Annotated in this window: 16 protein-coding genes; 8 read left to right on the forward strand and 8 right to left on the reverse strand. The window is 74.5% G+C overall.

Annotation, left to right across the window (positions count from 1 at the left end; all coding sequences use genetic code 11):
• Window positions 1-6: 6 nt before the first annotated feature.
• The gene (locus ACGF5U_RS15595) at window positions 7-492 is read right to left on the reverse strand and encodes a DUF6643 family protein (protein WP_392714554.1); all 486 of its coding nucleotides are present in this window, start codon (window positions 490-492) and stop codon (window positions 7-9) included.
• A gap of 267 nt (window positions 493-759) precedes the next feature.
• Here ACGF5U_RS15595 and ACGF5U_RS15600 point away from each other — a divergent pair, with 267 nt between their 5' ends.
• The gene (locus tag ACGF5U_RS15600) at window positions 760-2,175 is read left to right on the forward strand and encodes a TerD family protein (protein WP_392714716.1); all 1,416 of its coding nucleotides are present in this window, start codon (window positions 760-762) and stop codon (window positions 2,173-2,175) included.
• A 4-nt stretch (window positions 2,176-2,179) separates the two neighbouring features.
• Here the strand turns inward: ACGF5U_RS15600 and ACGF5U_RS15605 are convergent, their stop codons facing one another.
• Window positions 2,180-3,364 (reverse strand): glycosyltransferase, encoded by a 1,185-nt coding sequence (locus tag ACGF5U_RS15605; RefSeq protein WP_392714555.1) that lies wholly within the window; start codon window positions 3,362-3,364, stop codon window positions 2,180-2,182.
• A gap of 58 nt (window positions 3,365-3,422) precedes the next feature.
• Here ACGF5U_RS15605 and ACGF5U_RS15610 point away from each other — a divergent pair, with 58 nt between their 5' ends.
• The 6 genes from ACGF5U_RS15610 (at window position 3,423) to ACGF5U_RS15635 (ending at window position 10,529) form a co-directional block, all read left to right on the forward strand.
• Entirely contained in the window at window positions 3,423-4,208 is a 786-nt protein-coding gene (locus ACGF5U_RS15610; protein ID WP_392714556.1) for a glutamate racemase, read from the forward strand.
• 115 nt (window positions 4,209-4,323) lie between these two features.
• On the forward strand, window positions 4,324-4,899 hold the full coding sequence (locus ACGF5U_RS15615; protein ID WP_392714557.1) for a hypothetical protein: 576 nt from the start codon (window positions 4,324-4,326) through the stop codon (window positions 4,897-4,899).
• A 481-nt stretch (window positions 4,900-5,380) separates the two neighbouring features.
• Window positions 5,381-7,009, forward strand: coding sequence for an apolipoprotein N-acyltransferase (lnt, locus tag ACGF5U_RS15620; RefSeq protein ID WP_392714558.1), 1,629 nt, complete (start codon window positions 5,381-5,383; stop codon window positions 7,007-7,009).
• Between the two features lie 71 nt (window positions 7,010-7,080).
• Window positions 7,081-7,563 carry an NUDIX domain-containing protein gene (locus ACGF5U_RS15625; protein WP_392714559.1) on the forward strand — a complete coding sequence of 161 codons (483 nt, stop codon included), beginning with the start codon at window positions 7,081-7,083 and terminating at the stop codon, window positions 7,561-7,563.
• 55 nt (window positions 7,564-7,618) lie between these two features.
• Window positions 7,619-8,425, forward strand: a complete 807-nt coding sequence (locus tag ACGF5U_RS15630; protein ID WP_392714560.1) for a 3-hydroxybutyrate dehydrogenase — start codon at window positions 7,619-7,621, stop codon at window positions 8,423-8,425.
• Window positions 8,426-8,546: 121 nt separating this feature from the next.
• On the forward strand, window positions 8,547-10,529 hold the full coding sequence (locus ACGF5U_RS15635; protein ID WP_392714561.1) for a helix-turn-helix domain-containing protein: 1,983 nt from the start codon (window positions 8,547-8,549) through the stop codon (window positions 10,527-10,529).
• Between the two features lie 142 nt (window positions 10,530-10,671).
• Here ACGF5U_RS15635 and ACGF5U_RS15640 read toward each other — a convergent pair whose 3' ends face one another.
• Window positions 10,672-12,057, reverse strand: coding sequence for an MFS transporter (locus tag ACGF5U_RS15640; protein WP_392714562.1), 1,386 nt, complete (start codon window positions 12,055-12,057; stop codon window positions 10,672-10,674).
• Between the two features lie 498 nt (window positions 12,058-12,555).
• Between ACGF5U_RS15640 and ACGF5U_RS15645 the strand changes: the two genes are divergently transcribed.
• Window positions 12,556-13,620 (forward strand): cobalamin-independent methionine synthase II family protein, encoded by a 1,065-nt coding sequence (locus ACGF5U_RS15645; RefSeq protein ID WP_392714563.1) that lies wholly within the window; start codon window positions 12,556-12,558, stop codon window positions 13,618-13,620.
• Between the two features lie 32 nt (window positions 13,621-13,652).
• On the opposite strand, the gene ACGF5U_RS15650 is transcribed toward ACGF5U_RS15645, so the two are convergent.
• Genes ACGF5U_RS15650 through ACGF5U_RS15670 form a run of 5 tightly spaced genes read right to left on the reverse strand, consistent with a single transcriptional unit; the run spans window position 13,653 to window position 23,860 of the window.
• Window positions 13,653-14,246 carry a flavin reductase family protein gene (locus tag ACGF5U_RS15650; RefSeq protein ID WP_392714564.1) on the reverse strand — a complete coding sequence of 198 codons (594 nt, stop codon included), beginning with the start codon at window positions 14,244-14,246 and terminating at the stop codon, window positions 13,653-13,655.
• Entirely contained in the window at window positions 14,243-14,731 is a 489-nt protein-coding gene (locus ACGF5U_RS15655) for an acyl-CoA thioesterase (protein ID WP_392714565.1), read from the reverse strand. The genes ACGF5U_RS15650 and ACGF5U_RS15655 overlap by 4 nt, the downstream gene beginning before the upstream one ends.
• Entirely contained in the window at window positions 14,728-20,862 is a 6,135-nt protein-coding gene (locus ACGF5U_RS15660) for an SDR family NAD(P)-dependent oxidoreductase (protein ID WP_392714566.1), read from the reverse strand. The genes ACGF5U_RS15655 and ACGF5U_RS15660 overlap by 4 nt, the downstream gene beginning before the upstream one ends.
• A complete protein-coding gene (locus ACGF5U_RS15665; RefSeq protein WP_392714567.1) occupies window positions 20,859-21,920 on the reverse strand; it encodes an enediyne biosynthesis protein UnbU in 1,062 nt (353 codons plus the stop codon). The genes ACGF5U_RS15660 and ACGF5U_RS15665 overlap by 4 nt, the downstream gene beginning before the upstream one ends.
• Window positions 21,917-23,860 carry a CRTAC1 family protein gene (locus ACGF5U_RS15670; protein ID WP_392714568.1) on the reverse strand — a complete coding sequence of 648 codons (1,944 nt, stop codon included), beginning with the start codon at window positions 23,858-23,860 and terminating at the stop codon, window positions 21,917-21,919. The genes ACGF5U_RS15665 and ACGF5U_RS15670 overlap by 4 nt, the downstream gene beginning before the upstream one ends.
• Window positions 23,861-23,900: the final 40 nt, after the last annotated feature.

Consider the following 23,900-nt stretch of genomic DNA (forward strand, 5'->3'; position numbering starts at 1 on the left):
CGTGCGTCAGTAGCCGCCACCCTGGTAGGGGCGGTTGTACGGATCCTCGTACGGCGCGGGCGCCTGTACGGGGCGCTGCATCGCGGGGCGCGGCGCGGCCGGGCGCATCGCCTCGTAACCGGAGGCCACGGGGCGCTGGTACTGCGGGGCGGGTGCCTGCGGGCCGGGGTAACCGCGCGGGGCGGTCTGCTGCGGGATGTACGGCGCCGGGGCGGGGTGCAGCGGGGCGGGCTGCGCGACCTGCTGATGGGGATAGCCGTACGCACCGCCGTAGGACGGGGCCGGCTGCGGGGAGGGTGCCGCGGGGAGGGCGGGCAGAGCCGCGGGCAGCGCCGGCAGGTAGCTGTTGCCGGTGTCGTACGCGGAAGGCACTCGGATCGGGGCGATCTGAGGCGTGCCCCGTTCTGCGACGAGGGAGTCGTAGATCGGGGTGTCCGGGAACGACGGCGCGTTGTAGTACGCACCGCCGTACGAGGCACGGGGGGAGGTCATGGCACCTAAGTTAAGCCCACGATGTGCTGGTTGGGGAGGCCGATAAGCGGGTTGTTTCACGGGTTGTGAGGGGCTGTGGATCGCTAATGCGATCGAATACGGGAAAATCGGTCGCCCGGAGGGGGTCGGTCGGTGTAATGATCGCGCAAAAGCCGAGCTGGGGAGGGGTTACCGACGGGTCGTCGGACGCCGTGGAGGGAAGAGGATTACGTTGGCGCATACATAAATGTCGCCGCGGTACGGCAGACGGTGGGGGCGGGCATGTCCATGCTTAAAGGCGCCAATGTTCCGGTACCGACAAGTGATCTTCGCATCGAATTGGGATGGCGTTCCGGTCCTGGTGTGCCGGACGTCGATGCCTCGGCACTACTGCTCGTGTCGGGAAATGTGCGCTCCGACGCGGACTTCGTCCATGACCGGGCGCCCGCGCACCCCTCGGGCGCCGTCCGGCACGGCGGCAAGCAGCCGTCGGGCGGCTTCGTGACCGACACCCTCCTCGTGGACACCGCGCGCGTGGAGGCGTCCGTCGAGCGGATCGTCATCGCCGCGTCGGCCGACGGCGGCACCTTCGGCCGGGTGCCGGATCTGTGCGTACGGGTCGTGGAAGCGGCGGGAGGCGCGGAGATCGCCCGGTACGACAGCCGGGACGCGACCGTCGAGACCGCCTTCATCCTCGGCGAGCTCTACCGGCGCCAGGGGCGCTGGAAGTTCCGCGCGGTCGGCCAGGGGTACGACAGCGGACTGGCGGGCCTCGCGAGGGAATTCGGCATCACGGCGCACGAACCGCGCCGCGCGGCGCCGCCTTCCGCCGCGCCGCCCCCCGCCCCGTCGCCGCCCCCCGCCCCGTCGCCGCCTCCCGCCCCGTCGCCGCCTCCCGCCCCGTCGCCGCCTCCGTACGTCACGCCTCCTCCCCGCGTGGCACCCCCGACCCGCGTGGCGCCCCCGGCTCCGGGCCCGGCCCCGTGGCCCCCGGCTCCGGCCCCCGGGGCGGCCCCCGGTCCGGCTCCGGCCCCTGGTCCGGCTCCGGCACCGGCGCCCGCGCCCGTGCGGCTCTCCAAGGTGACGCTCACCAAGGACGCCCCGGCCGTCTCGCTCGCCAAGCAGGGCGGCACATCCGGAGCCATGCGCGTCAACCTGAACTGGCAGTCGCGCAAGCAGTTCCGCGGCTGGGGCTCCAAGCGCGGCCGCGCCGTCGCCCGGCATGCCGACCTCGACCTCGACCTGTGCGCCCTCTACGAGCTGACCGACGGCCGCAAGGGCGTCGTCCAGGCGCTCGGCAACGCCTTCGGCGCACTGCACCACCCGCCGTACATCCATCTGGACGGCGACGACCGCACCGGGGCCGCGGCCGACGGCGAGAACCTCACCGTCAACCTCGACCACAAGAACCTCTTCCGACGCATCCTCATCTTCGTCACCATCTATGAGGGCGCCCGCAGCTTCGCCGATCTGCACGCCACCGTCACGCTGCGCCCCCAGCACGGCGCCCCGATCGACTTCTCCCTGGACGAGTGCACCGTCCCCTCCGCGGTCTGCGCCCTCGCGCTGATCACCCGCCAGGGCGGCGACCTCGTCATCCGGCGCGAGGCCCGCTACCTCGTCCCCTCCCGAGAGGTCAGCCCGCAACGCACCGTCGACCAGGCCTACGGGTGGGGCATGAACTGGACGCCCGGCAGGAAGTAGCCGCTCAGCGGTCGGGCGCCGCCTGGGGCCGCGCGTACGTACGCCCCTTCCAGGCGGCGCCCCGCCCCCGCCCGTGCTGCACCGCCGAGTCGACCGTCATCAGCAGGTACAGCAGCGCCGTCAGCGGCAGCGGCACGGCGAGCCACGGGGACTGCCGGTAGTAGCGGAGCATCGGCAGGTACGTCCCCGCCATCACCGCCCACGCCGCGCCGCCCGCCCACGCGGCCGGCGCGTCCCCTCCGACGATCCCCGCCACCAGGCACACCGGCGGCGCCAGGTACACCAGCGCCAGACCGGCGACCGTCCCGGCCAGCACCAGCGGGCTGTGCCGCAGCTGGGCGTACGCGCTGCGCGACACCATCCGCCACAGATCGGCCAGCCGCGGATACGGCCGGACGCTGTCCACCCGGTCCGCGAGGCCCAGCCAGATCCGGCCCCCGGCGCGCCGCACCGCCCGCGCCAGCGACACGTCGTCGATGACCGCCTGCCGGATCGCGTCGGGCACCCGCGCCCGCACCGCCATGTCCGTCCGCAGCAGCACGCACCCGCCCGCCGCCGCCGTCGTCCGCGCGCCGTCCCTGTTGATCCGGCGGAACGGATAGAGCTGGCAGAAGAAGTAGACGAATGCCGGGACGACCAGCCGCTCCCAGCCGCTCGCCACCCTCAGCCGCGCCATCTGCGACACCAGGTCGAGGCCGTTCGCCGTGGCCGCCGCGACCAGCGCGCGGAGGCTGTCGGGCTCATGGGCGATGTCCGCGTCCGTCAGCAGCAGGAACTCCGGGGCGCCCCCCTCACGCGCGCGTGCCAGGCCCATCCCGTGCCGCAGTGCCCACAGCTTCCCCGTCCACCCGGGCTCCGGCGCCCCGGGCGACGACACCGACAGCGGCAGACCCCCGTGCCGTACGGCCAGCGCACGGGCCACCTCCCCCGTACCGTCCCCGCTGCCGTCGTCCACGAGGAGGATCTCCGCCTCGCCCGGATAGTCCTGCGCCAGCAGCGACGGCAGGCTCGCCGGCAGGACGGCCGCCTCGTCCCTCGCGGGCACCACCACCGCGACGGACGGCCACCGCGCGGGTTCCGTCCGGCGCGGCGGGAGCCGCTGGTCGGTGCGCCAGAAGAAGCCTTGGCCCAGGAGCAGCCACAGCCAGGCGGCCGACGATCCCAGGGCGATCCACGCGAGCACGCTCATTCGTCGCAGTCTGCCCCACATCGGCGGCCGCCCGGGGTCTGTCGGCTAGGGTGACCGGGTGAAGATCGCGCTCATGGACTCCGGAATCGGCCTCCTCGCGGCGGCCGCCGCGGTGCGCCGGCTGCGGCCGGACGCCGGTCTGGTCCTCTCCTCCGACCCCGACGGGATGCCCTGGGGCCCCCGCACCCCGGAGTACGTCGCCGAGCACGCGCTCGCCGTGGCGCGGGCCGCGGCCGCCCACCGGCCCGACGCGCTCATCGTGGCCTGCAACACGGCCTCCGTGCACGCCCTGCCCGCGCTCCGGGCCGAGCTGGAGCCGGCCATCCCCGTCATCGGCACCGTCCCGGCGATCAAGCCCGCCGCGGCGGGCGGCGGACCCATCGCCATCTGGGCCACGCCCATCACCACCGGCAGCCCGTACCAGCGGGGCCTGATCCGCGACTTCGCGGACTCCGTCGAGGTCACCGAGGTGCCCTGCCCGGGGCTGGCCGACGCCGTCCAGTACGCCGACGAGGACCGGATCGACCAGGCCATCGCCGCGGCCGCCGCGCTCACCCCGGCCGACGTCACCGCCGTCGTCCTGGGCTGCACCCACTACGAACTCGTCGCGGAACGCATCCAGGCCGCCCTGCGCCCGGCCGGCGGACCGCCGCCGGTCCTCCACGGGTCCGCCGACGCCGTCGCTGCCCAGGCGCTGCGCCGGGTCGGATCCCGCCCCGTGCCGGCCGTGCCCCCCGGCCAGGGGCTCACCGTGCTCCTCAGCGGCCGCCCCGCCGAGCTGCCGGCGGCCGCGCTCGCCTACGCCGAGGGCCGCCTCCTGGAGGCCGTGTCCCCGGCGCTCTGAGCCGCGGGTCCCCGGCGCTCCGAGCCGCGGGCGGAGTCCGTACGCCAGGGGTGGCCGACCCCCGTACGCCACGGGCGGAAGGCTCGTCGGACCGATGCTGGGTACGCTCCGACGTATGAGGGAGCCACCGCGTGACCAGCGGTCGCCCGCCGGACCAGAGCACTTCGAACCCGAGATCTGGACCGGACGGGCCACCAGCCGCGTCCAGTGGGTCCTCGCCGCCGCCGGTGTCGCCTGTGTGGCCCTCGGGATCGTGCTGGCCGTCGAGTACGCCTGGACCTCCGGGGTGGCCGCACTGCTCATGGCGGTGATCGGCTGTGTGACGGCCGGACTCCTGATCATCTTCGGAACCCTCGCCTTCGTGCACGTCGAGATGAGGGTCGACCGGCACGCCCTCGAAGTGCGCTGCGGCCACATGGGCCTGCCGCGCCGCCGGATCCCGCTGGACCACGTGGTCGGCGCCGACTTCGCCCCGAGCGTCACCCCCTGCCAGTGGGGAGGCTGGGGCTACCGCTGGCGGCCCGAGAAGGGCACGGCGGTCGTCGTGCGGCGCGGGGAGGGCGTGGTCCTGACCCTGGGGGACGGCCGCAGCTTCACCGTGACGGTGGACGACGCGGAGACGGCGGTGAGGGTGATCCGCCGACGCCTGCGACCGCGCAGCGTGGAGGTGGAGAAGGCCACCGAGCTGTGACCCCTGGGCCACCGAAGTCTGACCCCCGGCCCACCGAGGTGTCCCCGCCCGGGGCGGCGAGCTGCGACCCCCGGCCCATCGAGGTGTCCCCGCCCGGGCCGGCGAGGTGCGACCCCGGGCCGGCGAGGTGCGACCCCGGGGCGGCGAGCTGCGACCCCCGGGCCGGCGAGGTGTGACCCCGTGGCCCCGAAGCGCGGCCCCGGGCCGGCGAGGTGCGACCCCATGGCCCCCGAAGCGCGACCCCGGGCCGGCGAGGTGCGACCCCGGCCACGAGCTGCGACCCCGGCCACCGGGGTGCGACCCCGGCCACCGGGGTGCGACCCGGCCACCGGGGTGCACCGGTGTGTGACCCCCGGCATCGCATCCGCGACGGCGCGCAGGCCCACGCGGAACTCGTCGGCGCCCGCGCCGCCGCCGGGGCCGCCGCCCGCCGGAAGGCCGGGCTCCCCTCCCCGGGGCGGCGCGCCGTAGACTCCGGGAGGTGAGCGCCACTTCCACCACACCGGTCGAGACCACCCGGCCCGAGGCAGCGCCGGCCAGGAACCCCCGGCACCCGCTGCGACGGGCTGTCCGGCCCGGTGCGGCGGCCCTCGCCGGGGTCCTGCTGTTCCTGAGCTTCCCGCCCCGCCCCCTGTGGTGGCTCGCGCTGCCCGGCTTCGCCCTGCTCGGCTGGGCCCTGCGCGGCCGGCGTCCGCGCGCGGGCTTCGGGCTCGGGTTCCTGACCGGGCTCGGCTTCCTGCTGCCGCTCCTCGTCTGGACGGGCGAGGAGGTCGGTCCGGTGCCGTGGCTGGCGCTCGTCACCGCCGAGGCGCTCTTCGTCGCCGCCACCTGCCTCGGTATCGCCGCCGTGTCCCGGCTGCCCGCCTGGCCGGTGTTCGCCGCCGCCGTCTGGATCCTCGGCGAGGCGGCACGCGCGCGTGTCCCGTTCGGCGGCTTCCCGTGGGGCAAGATCGCGTTCGGGCAGGCGGACGGCGTGTTCCTGCCGCTCGCCGCCGTCGGCGGCACCCCCGTCCTAGGTTTCGCCGTCGCCCTGTGCGGCTTCGGCCTGTACGAGGCGGTCCGCGTCGCCCACGTCCGCCGCACGACGGGTGCGCTGCCCCGAGGCCCCCTCGCCGCGGCCGCCCTGTCCGTGCTCGTCCCGGTGACCGGCGCGTTCGCGGCGCAGCCGCTCGTCTCCACCGCGCCCGAGGACGGGACCGCGACCGTCGCCGCCATCCAGGGCAACGTGCCCCGGCTCGGCCTCGACTTCAACGCCCAGCGCCGCGCCGTCCTCGACAACCACGCCCGCCGTACCGAGCAGCTCGCCGCCGACGTCGCGGCGGGCGGGGTCGCCAGGCCCGACTTCGTCCTGTGGCCGGAGAACTCCTCCGACCTCGACCCGTACCGCAACGAGGACGCGCGGGCCGTCATCGACCACGCCGTGCGGGCCATCGGCGTCCCCACGGTCGTCGGCGCCGTCCTGACCCCCGACACCGGCAACCTGCGCAACACCCTCGTGCAGTGGGACCCGGAGCGCGGGCCCGTCGCCACGTACGACAAGCGGCATGTGCAGCCGTTCGGCGAGTACATTCCGATGCGGCCCCTGGTGCGGATCTTCAACAAGGACGTCGACCGGGTCAGCCGGGACTTCGGCCCCGGCAAGGAGATCGGCGTGTTCGACCTCGCCGGCACCCGCGTCGGACTGGCCACCTGCTACGAGGCGGCATTCGACTGGGCCGTCCGCGACACCGTCACCCACGGCGCCCAGCTCATCTCCGTACCCAGCAACAACGCCACCTTCGGGCGCAGCGAGATGACCTACCAGCAGCTCGCCATGGACCGCGTGCGGGCCGTCGAGCACAGTCGCACCGTGGTCGTCCCCGTCACCAGCGGGGTCAGCGCGATCATCGCTCCGGACGGCAGGATCGTCCAGCAGACGCGGCTGTTCACCCCCGACGCGCTCGTCGCCGAGGTGCCGCTGCGCTCCTCGCTGACGCCCGCGACCCGGATGGGCACCCTGCCCGAGGCGGCCCTCGTCGCGGTGGCCGCGGGCGGCCTCCTCTGGGCCGGGGCGGTCGCCGCTGCCGGACGACGGAAGCGGGCCGCAGACACGGGCAGTGGACGCGGCTGAGAACACGGACGCGGCTGAGGGCACGGGCGGGGTGACCGGGACGGGCACGGTCACCCAGTAGGGTCGGTCGTATGGCAACTCCCGACTTCATCCGGGCCGTTCGGGCCTCAGCCGGCCATCAGCTGCTGCTCCTGCCGGGCGTCACCGCCGTCGTCTTCGACGATCAGGAGCGCGTGCTGCTGATGAGACGGTCCGACAACGGCCGCTGGTCGCTCTGCGGGGGCATCGCCGAACCGGGGGAGCAGCCCGCCGAGACCGCCGTGCGCGAGACCAACGAGGAGACCGGGGTCGAGTGCGTCCCCGAACGGGTGGTGCTCGTGGAGGCGGACCCGGAACCCCTCACGTACGCCAACGGCGACCGGTGCCAGTACGTGGACATCACCTTCCGGTGCCGCGCCACGGGCGGGGAGGCGCGGGTCAACGACGACGAGGCGACGGAGGTCGGCTGGTTCGCGGTGGACGCGCTGCCGCCGCTCAACGACCGTCAGCTGTTCCGGATCAAGCAAGCCCAGACCGACGCACCCACATGGTTCGCCACCACTCACTCAAGCTGAAGTATGGGTCGGAACCACATCGGTGGACGGAGCGGTGCTCCTTAAGGTGCGGAACATGACCGCGCCCACGCCCCTCACGGGTTCCGCACCGCACTCCGTCACACTCGACCTCGGCGGCCGTACCGCGCTCGTCACCGGCGCCGCCGGGGGCATCGGCCGCGCCTGCGCGCTGCGGCTCGCCGCAGCCGGGGCCGAGGTCAGGGCCGTCGACCGGGCGGCCGACGGCCTCGCCGCCCTGGCGGACCAGGCCCATGGACTGCCCGGCGCGGTGCGGCCGCGGCTGCTCGACCTCACCGACCTCGACGCCGCCGAGAAGGCGGCCGCCGGTGCCGACATCCTCGTCAACAACGCCGGACTGCAACTGGTCCGCCCCATCGAGGAGTTCCCGCCGGACGTCTTCCACACCGTCCTGACCGTCATGCTGGAGGCCCCGTTCCGGCTGATCCGGGGCGCGCTGCCGCACATGTACGCGCAGAGCTGGGGCCGAATCGTCAATCTGTCCTCCGTGCATGGGTTGCGCGCCTCTGCCTACAAGTCCGCCTATGTGGCCGCCAAACATGGCCTGGAGGGCTTGTCCAAGACCGCCGCACTCGAAGGCGCCCCGCACGGCGTCACCTCCAACTGCGTCAACCCCGGATATGTACGGACCCCCCTCGTGGAGGCACAGATCGCCGACCAGGCGGCCGCCCACGGCATCCCGCGCGAACGCGTCCTGACCGACGTGCTGCTGAAGGACTCGGCGCTCAAGCGCCTGGTCGAGCCGGAGGAGGTCGCCGAAGCCGTCGCCTACCTCTGCAGCCCGCAGGCCTCCTTCATCACCGGTGTGTCGCTCCCGCTCGACGGCGGCTGGACGGCGCACTGACCCCCGGTGGCGCAGGGCCCCGGCGGCCCGGGACCCGGCGGCCCAGGACCCGGCCGCGCCGGGATCCGGGGTTTTCCACAGGGCTGGTGCGATCACCCGTGCGACAGGTATCCCTGTGACCATGCCCGAAGAACAGCCCGCCCACCGCCCGGCCCGCCCCGAGCAGGCTCCCTACCTGGAGCTTCTCGCGCGCGGTGCGGCCGTCGAGGCGTACGACCGGCCCGTGCTGCTCGCCCGAGCGGGCGGCGCGGACCCCGACGAGCTCGCCTCGCTCGAACACGCCAAGCAGCTCGCGCTGCGCGTCCGCGCCGAACTGGAGGGGCGGCGCCGCCGCGAGGCCGAGCTGTCGGCGCTCTTCGCGACCGCCCACGACCTGGCGGGGCTGCGCGACCTCGACGCGGTGCTGCGGGCGATCGTGCAGCGCGCCCGCTCACTGCTCGGCACCGAGGTCGCGTATCTGAGCCTGAACGACCCGGTCGCAGGCGACACCTACATGCGGGTCACCGAGGGCTCCGTATCGGCCCGGTTCCAGCAACTGCGCCTCGGCATGGGCGAGGGTCTCGGCGGCCTCGTCGCCCAGACCGCCCGGCCGTACGTCACCGACAGCTACTTCGACGACGACAGGTTCCAGCACACGCGCGCCATCGACTCCGGTGTACGGGACGAGGGCCTCGTCGCGATCCTCGGCGTCCCCCTCATGCTGGGCAGCCAGGTCATCGGTGTGCTGTTCGCCGCCGACCGCCGCGCCCGGGTCTTCGAACGCGAACAGGTCGCCCTCCTGGGCTCCTTCGCCGCGCACGCCGCCGTCGCCATCGACACCGCCAACCTGCTGGCGGAGACCAGATCCGCGCTGTCCGAGCTGGAACGGGCCAACGACATCATCCGCGCCCACAGCGGCCTCATCGAACGGGCGTCGGACGTCCACGACCGGCTCACCGAACTCGTCCTGCGCGGCGGCGGCGTCCACGACGTGGCGGCAGCCCTCTCCGAAATCCTCGGCGGAACCGTCGAGTTCACGGAGACGCCGGTGGCGCCCGCGCACATGGACGGGCACGCGGTACGGGAGGGCGACGACTGGGTCGCCGCCGTCTCGGCGGGCGGTGAGGTGTTCGGCGCCCTCGTCCTGCGCGGCCACGCGGCGCTCGACCCCGTGGACCGGCGGACCTTGGAGCGCGCCGCCATGGTCACATCCCTGCTGCTGCTCGCGCGCCGCTCGGCAGGCGAGGCGGAACAGCGCGTACGGGGCGAGCTGCTGGACGACCTGCTCGACGCGCCGCACCGCGACCGGCGCCCCCTGAAGGAGCGCGCCGCCCGGCTCCGTACCGACTTCGACGCCCCGCACGTGGTGCTCGCCGCCCGCGTCGACCGCCCCGCGCACGACGCCCCCGCGCACGACGCGCCGGACCGGGACGGCCCCGCACGGGACGGTTCGGCGCGCGACGCCTCCGCCCGTGACGGCGACGCCGACCGGGCGAGCGCCGACCGGCAGCGCCTCTGGTCGGCCGCGTCCCACCTGGCGGCCACCCGCAACGGCCTCGCCTCCGCCCGGGACGGGGGAACCGTCCTGCTCCTGCCGCTCGGCCCCGGCGACACGGCCGCCGACCTGGCCCGCCAGGCCGCGCGCCACCTGGGCGGCGCCCTCAACGAGCCGGTGACCGTCGGCGCCTCGGCCCCCGTCGACGCGCCGGCGGCGCGGCCGGGCGCCATAGCCCCGGCGTACGCGGAGGCCCGCCGCTGCCTGGAGGCGCTGCGCCTGCTGGGCCGCGCGGGCGACGGCGCCGCCGCGCAGGACCTCGGCTTCCTCGGGCTGCTGCTCGCCGACACCCGCGACATCGACGGGTTCGTCGACCGCACGATCGGCCAGGTCGTCGCGTACGACCGGCGTCGCGGCACCGATCTGGTCCGTACCCTCGACGCGTACTTCGCCAGCGGGATGAGCCCCGCGCGCACCAAGGACCTGCTGCACGTCCACGTCAACACGGTGGCCCAGCGGCTGGAACGGATAGGCAGGCTCCTCGGCGACGACTGGCAGTCGCCCGCCCGCTCCCTGGAGGTGCAACTCGCCCTGCGGCTGCACGCCCTGTCGGCAGCGGTCGCCCACTGACCGCGAACGAGCCGACCGGCCGACCGGCCCCGACGAGCCGGACGGCCGACCGGTCCTGACGAGCCGGACGGGCCGCACGGCGAGAGCCGCTGGACGACGGAAACGGCCGGCAGGAGCCGGCCGTTCCCGTCCCCGCGCGCGTTCAGCGCGCTCGCACACGGTCCTCGTCACGCACCGCGTCCCCACGGGAGACGGGCTCGTCACCCACATCGGACAGATCCCGGTTGCGGGTCTCCCGGGCGCAGGCGATCGCCACGACGGTGAGCAGCGCGGCCGCGATGACGTACAGCGCGATCGGCGTCGAGCTGCCGTAGTCGGCGAGCAGCGCGGTCGCGATGAGCGGTGCGGGCGCCCCGGCCGCCACGGAGGAGAACTGGGCCCCGATGGAGGCGCCCGAGTACCGCATCCGGGTCGCGAACATCTCCGAGAAGAAGGCCGCCTGCGGTGCGTACATCGCCCCGTGCAGCACGAGCCCCACGGTCACCGCGAGGAGCAGGTTCCCGAAGCTCCTGGTGTCGATCAGCGCGAAGAACGGGAACATCCACGCCCCGACGCCGATCGCGCCGATCAGGTAGACGGGCCGCCGTCCGACGCGGTCGGACAGCGCTCCCCAGAGGGGGATCACGGCGAAGTGCACGGCGGAGGCGATCAGCACGGCGTTGAGCGCCGACTGCTTGCTGAGCCCGGCGGACGTGGTCACGTAGACGAGGATGAAGGCGGTGATCACGTAGTAGCTGATGTTCTCCGCCATCCGGGCGCCCATCGCGATCAGCACATCGCGCCAGTGGTGCCGGAGGACGGCCACCAGAGGCATCTTCTCGACCTGCCCCGCATCGCCCCTGCGTGCCTCGGCGCGTGCCAGCGCGGCCTTGAAGACGGGGGACTCGTCGACGGAGAGCCGGATCCACAGCCCGACCAGCACCAGCACCCCGGACAGCAGGAACGGGACGCGCCAGCCCCACGAGGTGAAGGCGGCGTCCGAGAGCAGCGCCGTCAGCGCCGCCAGCACCCCGGTCGCCAGCAACTGCCCGGCCGGCGCACCGGTCTGCGGCCACGACGCCCAGAATCCCCGGCGCCGCGCGTCCCCGTGCTCCGACACGAGCAGCACGGCCCCGCCCCACTCACCGCCCAGCGCGAACCCCTGAACCAGCCGCAACACCGTGAGCAGCACCGGTGCGGCGCTCCCGATGGTGGCGTGCGTCGGCAGCAGCCCGATGGCGAACGTGGCCCCGCCCATCAGCAGCAGACTGAGCACCAGCAGCTTCTTGCGCCCGAGCCGGTCCCCGTAATGCCCGAACACCAACGCCCCGAGCGGCCGCGCCGCGAACCCGACGGCATATGTCAGGAACGACAGCAGGGTGCCGACGAGCGGATCGGAGTCGGGGAAGAACAGCTTGTTGAACACGAGCGCGGCGGCGGATCCGTAGAGGAAGAAGTCGTACCACTCGATCGTCGTGCCGATCAGGCTCGCGGCGACGATGCGCTTGAGGCTGGAGGGCGCTGGTGGAGCGCTTGCGGGGGAGGACATGTGCACCACTTCCTGGCGGTTGCCGGGGACGTTTCCGTGTCGCCACACCGTAGAAACGCGCAGGTCAGCGTCGTATGTGGTGGGACACCATAGTTCCGGGCGCCGGAGTGCGGGCGCCCACTATGGGGACGTGGCGTGATGTGGACGTGGCCGGCTGCTGACCGCCGTGCTGGTCAGGCCCCGAGCACACGGCGGAGAACCTCCCTGTCCGGCGGAGCGGGCACGGCCGACTCCGGGAGGTGGGTGTGCCGTGGCGGCTGTGGAGAGGCCGGGCGGTGTGACCATCTCCGCGCGGTCAATCCGGTGTTCCCGCGACAGCTCACCGGTGCGGTGGAACCCGATACGGCTCCCGGTGGTCCCCGGCCGACGTTTCACCATCCGGCGACCGCTCTGACCTGCGACTGATCCACCCCGCTCCGGTTCCGACCCGGATGTCACGTGGCGGAACGCCGGAGTGACGACCGCGTGCGCTCCGGCCGGATCGCTAGCGTCCGGGGCATGACCATTCCCACCGAGCCCATCGGCAGCATCCCCCGCCCCCGTTCCCTCCAGACCGCCCTCGCCGAGCACTCCGCGGGGCGGCTGAGCGCCGCGGACCTGGCCGCTCTGCAGGAGCAGGCCACCGCCGACACCATCGCCAGGCTGGAGCAACTGGGCTGCCCCGTCGTGGTGGACGGCGAGCAGTCCAAGCCGGCCTTCATCGCGTACCCGCTCACCGGCCTGGACAACCTGCACGCGGACGGGGCCGTTATCCCCTTCGCGGACGGCCACGTCCGCCGGCTGCCCCGCCTGGAGTCGGGACCGTTCCGGTACGGGGTCAGGGCGGAGACGTACGTGCGCGGCGCGAAGCGGCACACCGACCGCCCGGTCAAGCAGGCGGTCATCGCCCCCTCCGCGCTGAGCCTGCTCTACCCCGAGACACACCTCGACGGCTACACCCGGGACGCCTTCCTGCGCGACCTCGCCGACGAGGCCGAGCGGGACATCCGAGGCTGTCTGGAGGCGGGCGCGCACAGCGTCCAACTGGACTTCACCGAGGGGCGGCTGTCCCTCAAACTCGACCCGGCGGGTGCGCTGCTCGACGACTTCGTCGCGCTCAACAACGAGGTGCTGGGCCGGTTCACGGAGGCGGAGCGGGCGCGCCTGGGGGTGCACACCTGTCCGGGAGGCGACCAGGACTCCACGCACAGCCTCGACGTCGACTACGCGGGGCTCCTGCCCAAGCTGTTCCGGCTGAAGGTCGGCAACTTCTACCTCCAGCTCGCCGGCGAGGCCGATCCCGAGCGCGTGCTGCGGGGCGTCGCGGAACAGCTGCGTCCCGGCGTGCGGGTGTTCGTCGGCGTCACCGACCCGATCGATCCCAGGGTCGAGACGCCCGAAGAGGTCCGCGACAGGGTCCTGCTGGCGGCCCGGTACATCCCGGCCGATCAGCTCGGCACGTGCGACGACTGCGGCTTCTCGCCGTTCGCCGACGACACGTCCACCTCACGCGAGGTCGCCTTCGCCAAGATCGAGGCACGGCTGCGCGGCACGGAGATGGCCTCGCAGGCCCTCCGTCTGTGATACCGGGCGCGGGCCGAGGCCGTGCCGCCGTCTCAGGACGACGTGCGCGTCGCTCCCGGCACGGGAGCCGTACGGCCGTCCACAGGCGGCGGCGCGGCGGTCTGCCACAGGACTGCCGGCGCGCACGTCCGTCGGTGATAGACGACCGGAGTGCTGTCGGCTCGGTGGGCGCTGTGCAGCACCCGGCCCACCAGCACCGTGTGATCCCACACGTCGTGCCAGCTCTCGACGGCGCAGACGACGCTGACAGCCGCACCGAGCAGCACCGGCTGGCCTCGTTCGGTCGCCCACGGCACCCCGTCGAAGCGGCGGCCCGGTGGCTCCTCGGCGAACCGGCGCGCCAGATGGCGCTGTTCCCAGCTCAACAGGTTGACGGCGAAGGCACCGGCGTGTCGGACGGCCCGGACGGTACGCCCGGAGGCCGTGAGCGAGACGAGCAGGGCGGGCGGGCGCACGGACAGCGACAGGACGGCGCTCGCCGTGCAGCCCGTCGGCCCCTGCCCGCCGGCGAGGACGGTGATCACGGTCACCGGGGCCGGCATATGGGCCATCGCGGCGCGGAAGGCTTCGGCACCGGCACCGGCACCCGCGCCGGCACCCGCGCCGGCCTCGGCATCGGTCGTCATGTGCGGCTCCGGCCGCCGTCGTACGGAGCGAGCGCCGCCCGCAGCTCGTCCGGTACGGGCACCGGAACCATCCTGTCCCCGGTACGGCGCATGCAGGCCACGGTCTGGCCGCCTCTGGCCACGAGCTGGGGCATGGACCCGCTGGTGCGGTAGTAGTCGAAGCCCATGCCGATGCGGTGCTCGTCGGCGGTGTGCAGGGACATCCGCAGGGTGACCCTGTCCATGGCGTACAGCTCACTGAAGTAGTCGCAGTGGCACGACACCGTCACCAGTGCCAGATCCCCGCGGAGTGCCCGGAGCACGCCGGGCGCCCGTTCCGTGAGGAACCGTTCCCGGCAGTGACCCTGCCACCGCAGGTAGTTGGTGAAGTAGACGTTCCCGACGAGGTTGGTCTCCTCCAGGGTGACCAGGTGCTCGTAGGCGTACGTCGGGATCGGCGTCGCGGCGGTCGTGGTGGTCGTCGTGGTCGTCGTGGTCGTCGTCATGGGGTCCGCCCCTCCGGCGTGCTCAGCACCGCCACCGCCACCTGCCGTTCCACTCCGCTCACCCGCAGCACCGCGGAGGCGATCCGGGCGTCACCGGAGTGCAGGAGGGCCCAGCTCCCGTCGAAGACGCCGCCCAGGGCGAGTGGCGCACGGGGTGGCTGCCCCACCTTGGCGAGGCACTCCACGGCCGTCCACACCCTGGTCGCCGCCACGCCGAACCGCTCCCCGCACTGGTGGCCGAGCGTCTCCGCCAGGGCCAGCAGTTCGGGAGCGAGGACGCCGCGCCACCGTTCCCCGTCCGGGTGGGCGGGCACGGGCTCCCAGTCGCACGCCACCCGGCCCCCCTCCATGACGACCTGGAGCACCAGCCGGCCGTCCAGGTGGCTGCGGGACACACCGGGCCCGGGCGGACGGGACGACGCGGGGCCTTCAGCCGCATGGACGGTCACGGCCATCTGCCGGCCGAGGCCGAGAGCCTCGGCCGCCCGCTCCACGAGCACGGCGAGCAGCGCGGGCGGCCACGACCGGTCCCCCCGGGGCAGCGGGCCGACATCGCGCAACCGCAGTCCGCGCCACCGCGACACGGCGCGGCCCGAGGCGTCCAAGCCGTCGGCACTCCACACGTAGTCGCTGCCCCGCGCGGAGCGCTCGACGCCGCTGACGCGCTCCACCGGCCCCCCGTCCGGCCGGATCGACACGGACTCGGCGGCGACCGGCAGCAGCCTGCGGTGCGGCACACACGCCTGGAGCGCGTGGAGCGTGGCGTCGTTGGACGTGGGGTCGCCGAGCAGCGGCGCGGCGTACGGCGCCGGGAACCACGGCTGCGGCCCCGCGCTCTCCAGAGTGGCCTGGCAGGCGCGGGCGGAGAGAGCGGACAGGGACCGCACCCGGCGGAACCGGTCCGTGTGGAAGCAGAGCGGCCCGTACACCTCCTCCGGGCTCAGGGCGTCCGCCGCCGGAGGAAGCGCGGGAAGTCGGCGATGACCGTTCAGAGACGCTCCGGCCAGGGGAAACGTCGCTCGGAAGTGGTCCACGCAGAAGTCGTCCTCCTCGCTGCGCAGGACGGTTTCGACGGCGTCGCCCCGCCGCAGCGCGCACACCCGTATGGTGCGCGTCCCCTCCTCCGGGACGGTCACGGGATGCGCCCAGACGATGTCCCGGGCCTCGTACAGGGGACGGCCGCCGGCCACCGCCGAGGCCGCCTGGGCCATGGCCTCAAGCCCGAGGACGCCGGGTAGCCACACCATGCCGTCCAGCCGGTGCCCCGTCAGGTACGCGTCCATGCCGCGCGGGTCGAGGCGGGCGTCGGCCACCAGCTCGACGGCCGGATAGTGCACGCGGACGTCCTCCAGGAACCGCCGCGGCGGGCCCGGAGGGGCCGGTACGGGCAGGCCCGGGCCGAGCCGGCCGTGCACGGCGACCGTGACGGGCCCGGACGGCGCCGGTGTGGCGATGAGGCGCAGGAACAGGTCGGTTCCGGTGTCCGGGGGGATGGGCGTGACGTCCTGCCGCACGAGCGTGTCCAGCACCCCGAGCCGTACACCCATGCCGGTACCCGTCCACACCGACCAGTCCAGGTTGAGGACCCGGCAGCTGTCGGGCAGTTCACCCGCCAGCCGCTCGATCTCGCCGCGCAGCAGACCGTTGGCCAGGGCGTAGTGGGCCTCCCCGGGCAGGCCGTGGCGGCCGATGACGGAGCCGAAACCGACGAGCAGGCGCAGCCGGTCGGTGGGCAGCGCCGCCAGGAGGTGGCGAAGACCCGCGACCTTGGGGGCGAGGTGCGCCTCGGTGCGCCGCTCGTCCAGGTCGGCGAACCGGACGGGGTCGTTGATCCCGGCGGCGTGCAGGACGGCGGTGACGGTGCCGAGCCGACCGGTGAGCCGTTCCACCGCCGCGGCGACGGAGGCGGCGTCGGTGATGTCCGCCGCCTCGTAGGCGAAGGTCACCCCGGCCTCGGTGAGGGCTCCCAGCGCCGTACGCAGAGTTGCGTCGTGTTCGGGGCGGGAACGGCCGATCAGGGCCAGGCGGGTGCCGCACGCCAGGGCCACCCGCTTGGCGCAGGTGTGGCCGATGCCCTTGCCGCCGCCGCTGACGAGGAGGACGTCGTCGGGGCCCAGGGGCAGGGGCCCGGCGTGCCCCACCTCCGGGAGCGGTGTCGCCCACGGGACCGGAACGCGCGGTGCGCCCTCTTCGTCCAGGACGAGTTCCCGATAGCGGCCGGGCTCGGCGGAGGCCCAGGGGACGGCGTGGCGCAGGCCCGCCTCGGTGGGCGGGACGCGCAGCAGGGTGACCCCGAGGCGTGGGTGCTCCTGGCGCAGGGTGCAGGCGAACCCCGTGAGAGCGGTGTCGTGGGCGACGATCACGAGCCGCCCGGTGCTCACCGCTGTACGGGCGGCGGCCAGCAGACGGCCCACGGGCGGCCGGCCCCCGGCGGGCGGCACGTAGATCAGCTCGGTGCCGGTGCTCGCGCCGGCGGTGAACACGCCCCGTGCGGCCTTGCCGAGCGGGCCGTCGCCGAGGGCGGTGGTGCGCCATCCGGTCCCGGCCGCCCTCGGCGGTTCGTCGTGGACCGGTCGCAGCCGCTCCGTGAAGCAGGCCACCCACGCGTCCACACCGGGGACGGCGGAGTCCGGCGCGCGGGTGTCCACGAGGGGCGGCAGGGCGTCGAGGACCTCGACGAGGTCGCTCACCCGGGCGTCCGCCAGCGACAGCGGCGCGGCCGGGGGCGTGCGGCCCAGCCGCTGAGCTGCCGTGGCGGCGAGCTGGGTGACCGTCAGGGAGGTGAGGTGCAGGTCGGTCAGCAGCCGCGTCTCCGGCCCGATGAGTTCCGGTTCCAGCTCCGTCGCCCGAGCCAGCAGCAGGCGTACGGCGGTGACGGTGTCCTGGGCGGGAGCGGTGTCCTGCGCGACACCGGCGTCCTGTACCGGGTCGGTGATGCCCTCCACGGGCACGGGCGGATTCGACGGCGGGATTCCGGCGAGCCCGCCCGGGACGTCCGCGACGAACGTGCCTCGCGCCGTCGGCCCGGCGAGAACGGGATCCCCGGCCGACGGCGGCGGCACCGCTCGTCGTGGCCGCGGGCCGGCCACCGCGGCCGGGCGTGCCGCAGCCGGTGCGAGGGAGCTGCGGCCACCGGCCGGGGACACCACGCCCGGGGGCGGGACATCCGGGTAGGCCACATCGGGTGACGCGACACCCGGGGACGTCACACCCAAGGACCCGACGCCCGGCGACGCGACACTCCGGTGCGCCACATCCGGCGACGCGACGCCCGGAGCCCTGACGCCCGGTGGCCCGACACCCGGTGACCCGACACCCGGCGGTGCGACGCCCGGAGCGCCGACACCCGGTGACGCGACACCTTGGGCCCCGACACCCGGTGACGCGACACCCGGGGGCGGGAAGGGCGCGGTGTCGCTCGCGTCCCCGCCCCGGGCGGCGGACGGCGACGCGCAGGGGCTCGCCAGGAACACACGCGGCCTGGCCAGCTCGACGGGGCGTGCCGTGCGGCCGGCCGTGAGCGCGCCCGGTTCCGCGCAGGCGCCCGCCGCGAACAGCGCCGCCGTGGCGTCGGCCGTGGCCGCGCTCTCCGGGTCTCCCGTCCCGAGCGTGACCACGGGGACACCGCAGCCCTGGTCGGCGAGGAGCGAGGCGAGCCCCTGACCGGGACCGCAGGCACAGAACAGGTCCGTGTCCGGCAGGACGCGCTCGATCGCCTCCCAGAAACGTACGGGCCGCGTGACCTGGTCGCACAGCAGGCTCGTCAGGTCGTCGTCCGCCCTGAGCCGCCTGGCGCGGACGGTCGACTCCACACGGCGGACCGGGTGGTCGAAGCCCAGGCCCTCCAACTCCTGGCGCAGCGGCGCCACACAGGGCCGGACGGCGGGCGAGTGGAAGGCGTGCGACACCGGCAGCGGCGAACGGGCGACGCCCTGCCGCTCTGCCCGGTCCGCCACCCGGCGCAGCTCCGCCAGGGGTCCGGCGAGCACGACGGAACGGGGGCCGTTGTACGCGGCGACGACCAGCCCGGTCCCGTCACACAGGGCACGGGCGGCCGAGGGAGCCGCGCGGAGGGCGAGCATGCCGGTGCCGGGCTCGCCGAGCGCGGCCATCAGCCGGCCCCGGGTGCGTACCAGGCGGACGCTGTCCCGTACGGAGAGCGCGCCCGACCACACGAGTGCGGTGATCTCGCCCAGGCTGTGCCCGACGGCGGCCGTCGCCGTGACACCGAGCGCCTCCAGCGCGCGCATGCCCCGCAGAGAGGCGCGGTGGACGGCCGGCTGGGCGGCGTCGGTGGACCGGTCGGCCGTGCCGCTCGTAGCCGGCGCGCCCTGGCCGGGGAAGAGGAGCGTGACGCGGCCCCGTCCGCCGTGGCCCAGCCAGACGCCCGGCAGGCGGACCAGGTCGCCCGGCGCCAGGGCGGTGCCGAGGCGTCGGGCTGCCGTCGCGGCCCTGCGGGCGAGTTCGTCGGGGGTGGCGGCGACCACGGCGGCGCGCATCGGCGCGGTGGCCGCCGTCCGGTGCGCCTGCCGGGCCGCCAGGTCGTGGATCTCGCCGAACGACAGCCGGCGGGCCTGGGCGGCGATCTCCTCGAAGCGGGCGCGCAGTTCCCCCGCGTCCGCCGCCGCCGCGGTGACGACGGCGTGCTCGGGAGCGGGGCGGCGTGCCGTCACGCCGGTCGCCCGGCGGGGCGCCCGCGAGCCGGTCGCGGAGGCGTCGGCGGCGGACAGGACGACGTGGGCGTTGATACCGCCGAAGCCCATGGAGCTGACGCTCGCCAACCGGTGGCCCTGCGGCCAGTGTTCGGGCCTGCGGGGTACGCGCAGCCGGGCTTCACCGGACCGCAGCAGGGGATGCGGGGACGAGCAGCCCGTGGTGGGCGGCACGACCGCCGTGTGGAGGCTCAACGCCGCCTTGATGATGCCGGCGGCACCGGCCGCGGCCTTCGTGTGGCCGATGTTCGCCTTCACGGTCCCGAGCGCGGCGCGACGGCGGGCGCCCGCGCGGAGGACCGCCAGCGCGCTCAGCTCGACCTCGTCGCCGACCCGGGTGCCGGTGCCGTGACCCTCGTGGAACAGCACGTCGGCGGGGTCCGTCCCGGCCAGTTCGTAGGCGCGGCGCAGGGCGCTCAACTGACCGTCGCGGGCTGGGCGGGTGATGCCGCCGGCGCCGTCGGACGAGACGCCCCAGCCGCGGATCTCGGCGTACACCCGCAGTCCGGCCGCCCGTGCGTCGGCCGCCCGCATCAGCGCGAGCACGCCGCAGCCCTCTCCGGGCCAGAAACCGGCGGAGCGCTCGTCGTAGACGCGCATCCTGTCGGTGGCGAGCGCGCCGGTCTTCGCGAAGCCGACCAGCTCGAACGGGTCCAGGCTCAGGTCCACGCCGCCCGCGAGGCCGAAGTCGACGCTGTGGTCGCGCAGGGATCGGCACAGGTCGATGACGGCGAGGAGCGACGAGGCGCAGGCTCCGTCGACGGTGTACCCCCCGCCGTGGAAGTCGAAGTGGTTGCAGATCCGTCCGGCGATGGTGTTGGACAGGGCTCCGGCGAGCGACTCCTCGCTCGTCGGCGGGAAGGGCGCCAGGTAGTCGTCGGCGGCCCGGCGGAGCACCTGCTCCCGTACATCGCCGGGGAGGTCCGCGTCCGCCAGGGCGGCCGCGAGGACGCGGCGCACGTACGGCCAGCGCAGCCGCAGCGTTCCGGCCCGGGTGGCGTCGCCGGTGAGGCTGTTGCCGAGAACCACGGCGACGCGGTCGCGGGCCAGGCCGGCGCCGCCGGGGAAGCCGGCGTCGTCCAGCGCGCGGGCGGCGGTCTCCAGGGCGAGCCAGTGCGCGGGGTCCCCGGCACGGAACACGGGCCCGGGGACGCGGAACGCCGACCGGTCGAAGGACCAGCCTTCCAGCACGGCGGCGTAGAGGCTGTACGTCTTGTCGGGTGCGGCCGGGTCGGGGTCGTAGTAGTCGACCGGGTCCATCCGTTCCGCCGGGAGGAGCCGGAAGGCCCTGCGCTGGTCCAGGACCGCGTCCCACAGCCGGTCGGGCCGGTCGGCGTCCGGGTAGCGGCACGCCATGCCGACCACGGCGATGGAGGGGGCGGGCCCGCGGTCGGGTCCGGGCGTCACGTGTCCGCTCATCGTGACTCCGGCTGGAGAGGGGCACTCTGCTGCGCGGGTACGGACGCGGAGGACCCCGGCACGGCGGCCGCCCCGTCCTCCGTCCCGGGGGAGTCCGACGTGTCCTGGACGTCGGCCCCCCGGCCCGCACCGGCCTCCCGGGGCTTCGTGCGGAGCGCCGGCAGCCGCTCGGCGGCCACCAGGAAGGCGCCCCGCAGCACACAGGTGATCACCAGCGCGAAGAACAGCCCGAAGACGATGTGGAAATGGACGAGCAGTCCGTACACGGCGGCGGTGGCCGCCCCGAAGACGACCTGGTCGCGGGGGCGCACGGGAGTGGTGCCCGGGTCGGTGATCATGTAGTTGGTGAACAGCACGAACGCCACGCCCGTCATCGGCAGCAGCGCGCTGACGAGCGAGATGTCGTCCAGGAAGGCCCACCGGACCAGCGCCTGCGCCACGAACCCGCCGCACCACGCCGCGATCAGCGGCATCTTGCCGGTGAGTTTGGCGTTGAGCATCGTCCCGGCCGCCAGCACCGCGAGCGGGATCAGCCAGTCCACCGCCCCGGCGGTCCACTCGGTGAACTGGTACGGCGGGGCGATGCCCACCCAGGGGAAGAGCAGCAGTACCAGGACGATGCCGGTGTTGCTGGGGTTGAGCACATGCCGGTGGCGGCCAGCGACGCGCACCCGCACGATGTACTTGCTGGCCACGCCGGCCACCGTGGCCAGCACGGTCGGCATGAGGCGGTCGTTGGCGTACAGCAGCATCGCGCACGCCAGCCCGGTGATGTAGGCCGGCAGCAGCAGGTCCACCACCGCACCCGTGGACCCGGCCGCGTACCAGGGCCGCTCACCGCGGGCGAGGGCGTCCACGGTCCCGAGAACGGCCTCGGTGAGCAGGGCCGCGACCACGGCGACGACCGGCGTGAGGTACGCCTGCTCGAATCCCAGCACGGTATGTCCGACCACCGTCAGGACGCTGATGGAGAGTGAGAACCGGCGCAGTGCGGCGGAGCGCGGGTCGTCCGGGCCGCCGAGCAGGCGGCCGGGGTGGCGGAGTGCGGACGCGGTCATCGTGTCTCCTCGGTCGGTGCCGCCTCGGTGAGGACCAGCTCGTGCCAGCCGGGCCGGAGTTCCGTCGTACGGGAGTGGATGCCGCCGCAGCCGTCGCGCCAGGTCAGCCGCACCGGCAGCGCGGCGGATGGACGCCCGGCCGCGTCGCCGAGCCCGAAGGTGATGTCGGGGGCGTTGACCCCGTTGTGGCCGTTGGCGGGGAAGACCTGTTCGGTACGGACCCGGCCGTCGGGCAGCGTCAGGGTGGCGGTGGCGCCGACGGCCGGGCGGGTGGGCCCGTCCGGGGAGGGGGAGGCCCCGCAGGCCGGGCCGCTCGCCGGGAGCCTCAGCCGCAGCCCCAGGAAGGCGCCCGGCCGTGGGCCGGTGTTGCGGTACATCACCGAGGGGGCCCACTGGTTCGCGACGACGAAGTCCAGTCGGCCGTCGGAGTCCACGTCGCCGACCGCGAAGGCCCGGCTGACCGCGTCCGTGCCGACCCCGGCCTCCCTGGCCACGTCGGTGAAGCGGCCGTCCGCGCCGCGGACGAAGAAGGTGTTGCCGTTGTGCCCGGACAGTTCGGTGCCGGCGGGGAAGCGCGGCCACAGCCCCGGCTTGTCGAGGATGACGTCGTTGGACATGGCCGTCTCCTGCAGCTGCGCCCATCGGTCGGTGTGCCCCGCCACGAAGCCGGTGGCGTGCATGATCTCGGGACCGCCGTCATGGTCGAAGTCGGCGGCCTTGACGTCCCAGGTCCAGCCGGTGCGGGACAGGCCCAGCGCTTCGCTCTCGTCGTCGTGGGGGGCGGTGCCTTCGTGCAGGGCGCGTGCCGCGGACCGCGCACTGCCGTCGGCGCTGAAGGCCAGATTGCTCTCGTGCAGGGCGTACGCCTCGCCGATGTTGCTGACGAGGATGTCGGGAACCCGGTCCTCGCCGAGGTGGGTGAAGGCGACGCCCATGCCCTTGAAGGAGTCGCGGCCGAGCACCTTGGACTTGGGGGTGGTGGGGTGGCGTTCTCCGAACGCCTCCCGGAAGCGGACGCGGCCGGGGCCTGACTCGTTGACCAGCAGCTGGTCCGGGCCGAAGTCGTTGGCCACGTAGAGCTCGGGGCGGTGGTCGCCGTCCAGGTCGTACGTACCGAGGGCGAGGGTCCAGCCGCGCGCCGCGTCCGGGTCGAAGGCGCCGGGCACCTCCGTGAAACGCACGTCGGGGGCGGCTCCGCGCACGGCGCCGGTGAACCGCAGCAGCCGGTTGACGCCCCCGTTGCGGGCGTTGGACAGGGAGGCGTTCATCACGAGGCGGTCCGGCTGGTGGGCCGTGGGATCCAGGACGCGGGCCCCGTCGGGGAAGTAGTTGCCGAAGACCAGGTCGAGGTGGCCGTCCCCGTCGTAGTCCCCCATGGTGGCGGCGTTGGTGTTCCACACGGCGCGGGGGCGGACCAGCTCCCGGGCGACGAAGGCGTCGGTACCGGGGGGCCTGTCGGCCAGCCGGAGGAACAGCACGGGGGAGCGGCCCCAGTAGTAGACGACCACGTCCTGCAGGCCGTCTTCGTCGAGGTCCGCCGGAAGGCACCCCATGGGCGCGGCGTACGCGACCTTCTCCGGTGACTCGAGCGTGAAGGGGGCGTACCGGCGTCCCGTACCGGGGGCGGGGCTGACGGTGACGGTGTCGGTGCGCGGGTCGACGAGGCAGATGTCGTGCGAGACGCTGCCGCCGTCCACGGCGAACAGGGCCGCGCCGGCGCCCACGGAGGAGATCCAGGCCGGGATGGACCGGTAGGCGGGCGCGACCGGGCGCAGTGACCGGTCGGTGGGGCGGGCGGCGGGCGAGACGGGGTGGGCGGAGAAGGAGAACGGCTCGGCCAGGCGGGCGCGCATCGAGGGCGTCGCCTCCGGCGGCTCGGCCAGCTGCCACATCAGCAGGCAGGCGAGCAGCGCGGCGATCCTCGCGAGGTTGCGACGCACGAGGCGTACGGCGGCTGCGCGGCGGGTACCGGGAGCGGAA

This window comes from Streptomyces sp. NPDC047886 (assembly GCF_043204435.1).
GTDB lineage: Bacteria > Actinomycetota > Actinomycetes > Streptomycetales > Streptomycetaceae > Streptomyces.

What these genes read in the sequence shown, in the direction of transcription:
- ACGF5U_RS15595 (WP_392714554.1), bottom strand. Translation starts at nt 492, where the DNA reads ATGACCTCCCCCCGTGCCTCGTACGGCGGTGCGTACTACAACGCGCCG.
- ACGF5U_RS15600 (WP_392714716.1), top strand. Translation starts at nt 760, where the DNA reads ATGCTTAAAGGCGCCAATGTTCCGGTACCGACAAGTGATCTTCGCATC.
- ACGF5U_RS15605 (WP_392714555.1), bottom strand. Translation starts at nt 3,364, where the DNA reads ATGAGCGTGCTCGCGTGGATCGCCCTGGGATCGTCGGCCGCCTGGCTG.
- ACGF5U_RS15615 (WP_392714557.1), top strand. Translation starts at nt 4,324, where the DNA reads ATGAGGGAGCCACCGCGTGACCAGCGGTCGCCCGCCGGACCAGAGCAC.
- ACGF5U_RS15625 (WP_392714559.1), top strand. Translation starts at nt 7,081, where the DNA reads ATGGCAACTCCCGACTTCATCCGGGCCGTTCGGGCCTCAGCCGGCCAT.
- ACGF5U_RS15630 (WP_392714560.1), top strand. Translation starts at nt 7,619, where the DNA reads ATGACCGCGCCCACGCCCCTCACGGGTTCCGCACCGCACTCCGTCACA.
- ACGF5U_RS15635 (WP_392714561.1), top strand. Translation starts at nt 8,547, where the DNA reads ATGCCCGAAGAACAGCCCGCCCACCGCCCGGCCCGCCCCGAGCAGGCT.
- ACGF5U_RS15640 (WP_392714562.1), bottom strand. Translation starts at nt 12,057, where the DNA reads ATGTCCTCCCCCGCAAGCGCTCCACCAGCGCCCTCCAGCCTCAAGCGC.
- ACGF5U_RS15645 (WP_392714563.1), top strand. Translation starts at nt 12,556, where the DNA reads ATGACCATTCCCACCGAGCCCATCGGCAGCATCCCCCGCCCCCGTTCC.
- ACGF5U_RS15650 (WP_392714564.1), bottom strand. Translation starts at nt 14,246, where the DNA reads ATGACGACCGATGCCGAGGCCGGCGCGGGTGCCGGCGCGGGTGCCGGT.
- ACGF5U_RS15655 (WP_392714565.1), bottom strand. Translation starts at nt 14,731, where the DNA reads ATGACGACGACCACGACGACCACGACGACCACCACGACCGCCGCGACG.
- ACGF5U_RS15660 (WP_392714566.1), bottom strand. Translation starts at nt 20,862, where the DNA reads ATGAGCGGACACGTGACGCCCGGACCCGACCGCGGGCCCGCCCCCTCC.
- ACGF5U_RS15665 (WP_392714567.1), bottom strand. Translation starts at nt 21,920, where the DNA reads ATGACCGCGTCCGCACTCCGCCACCCCGGCCGCCTGCTCGGCGGCCCG.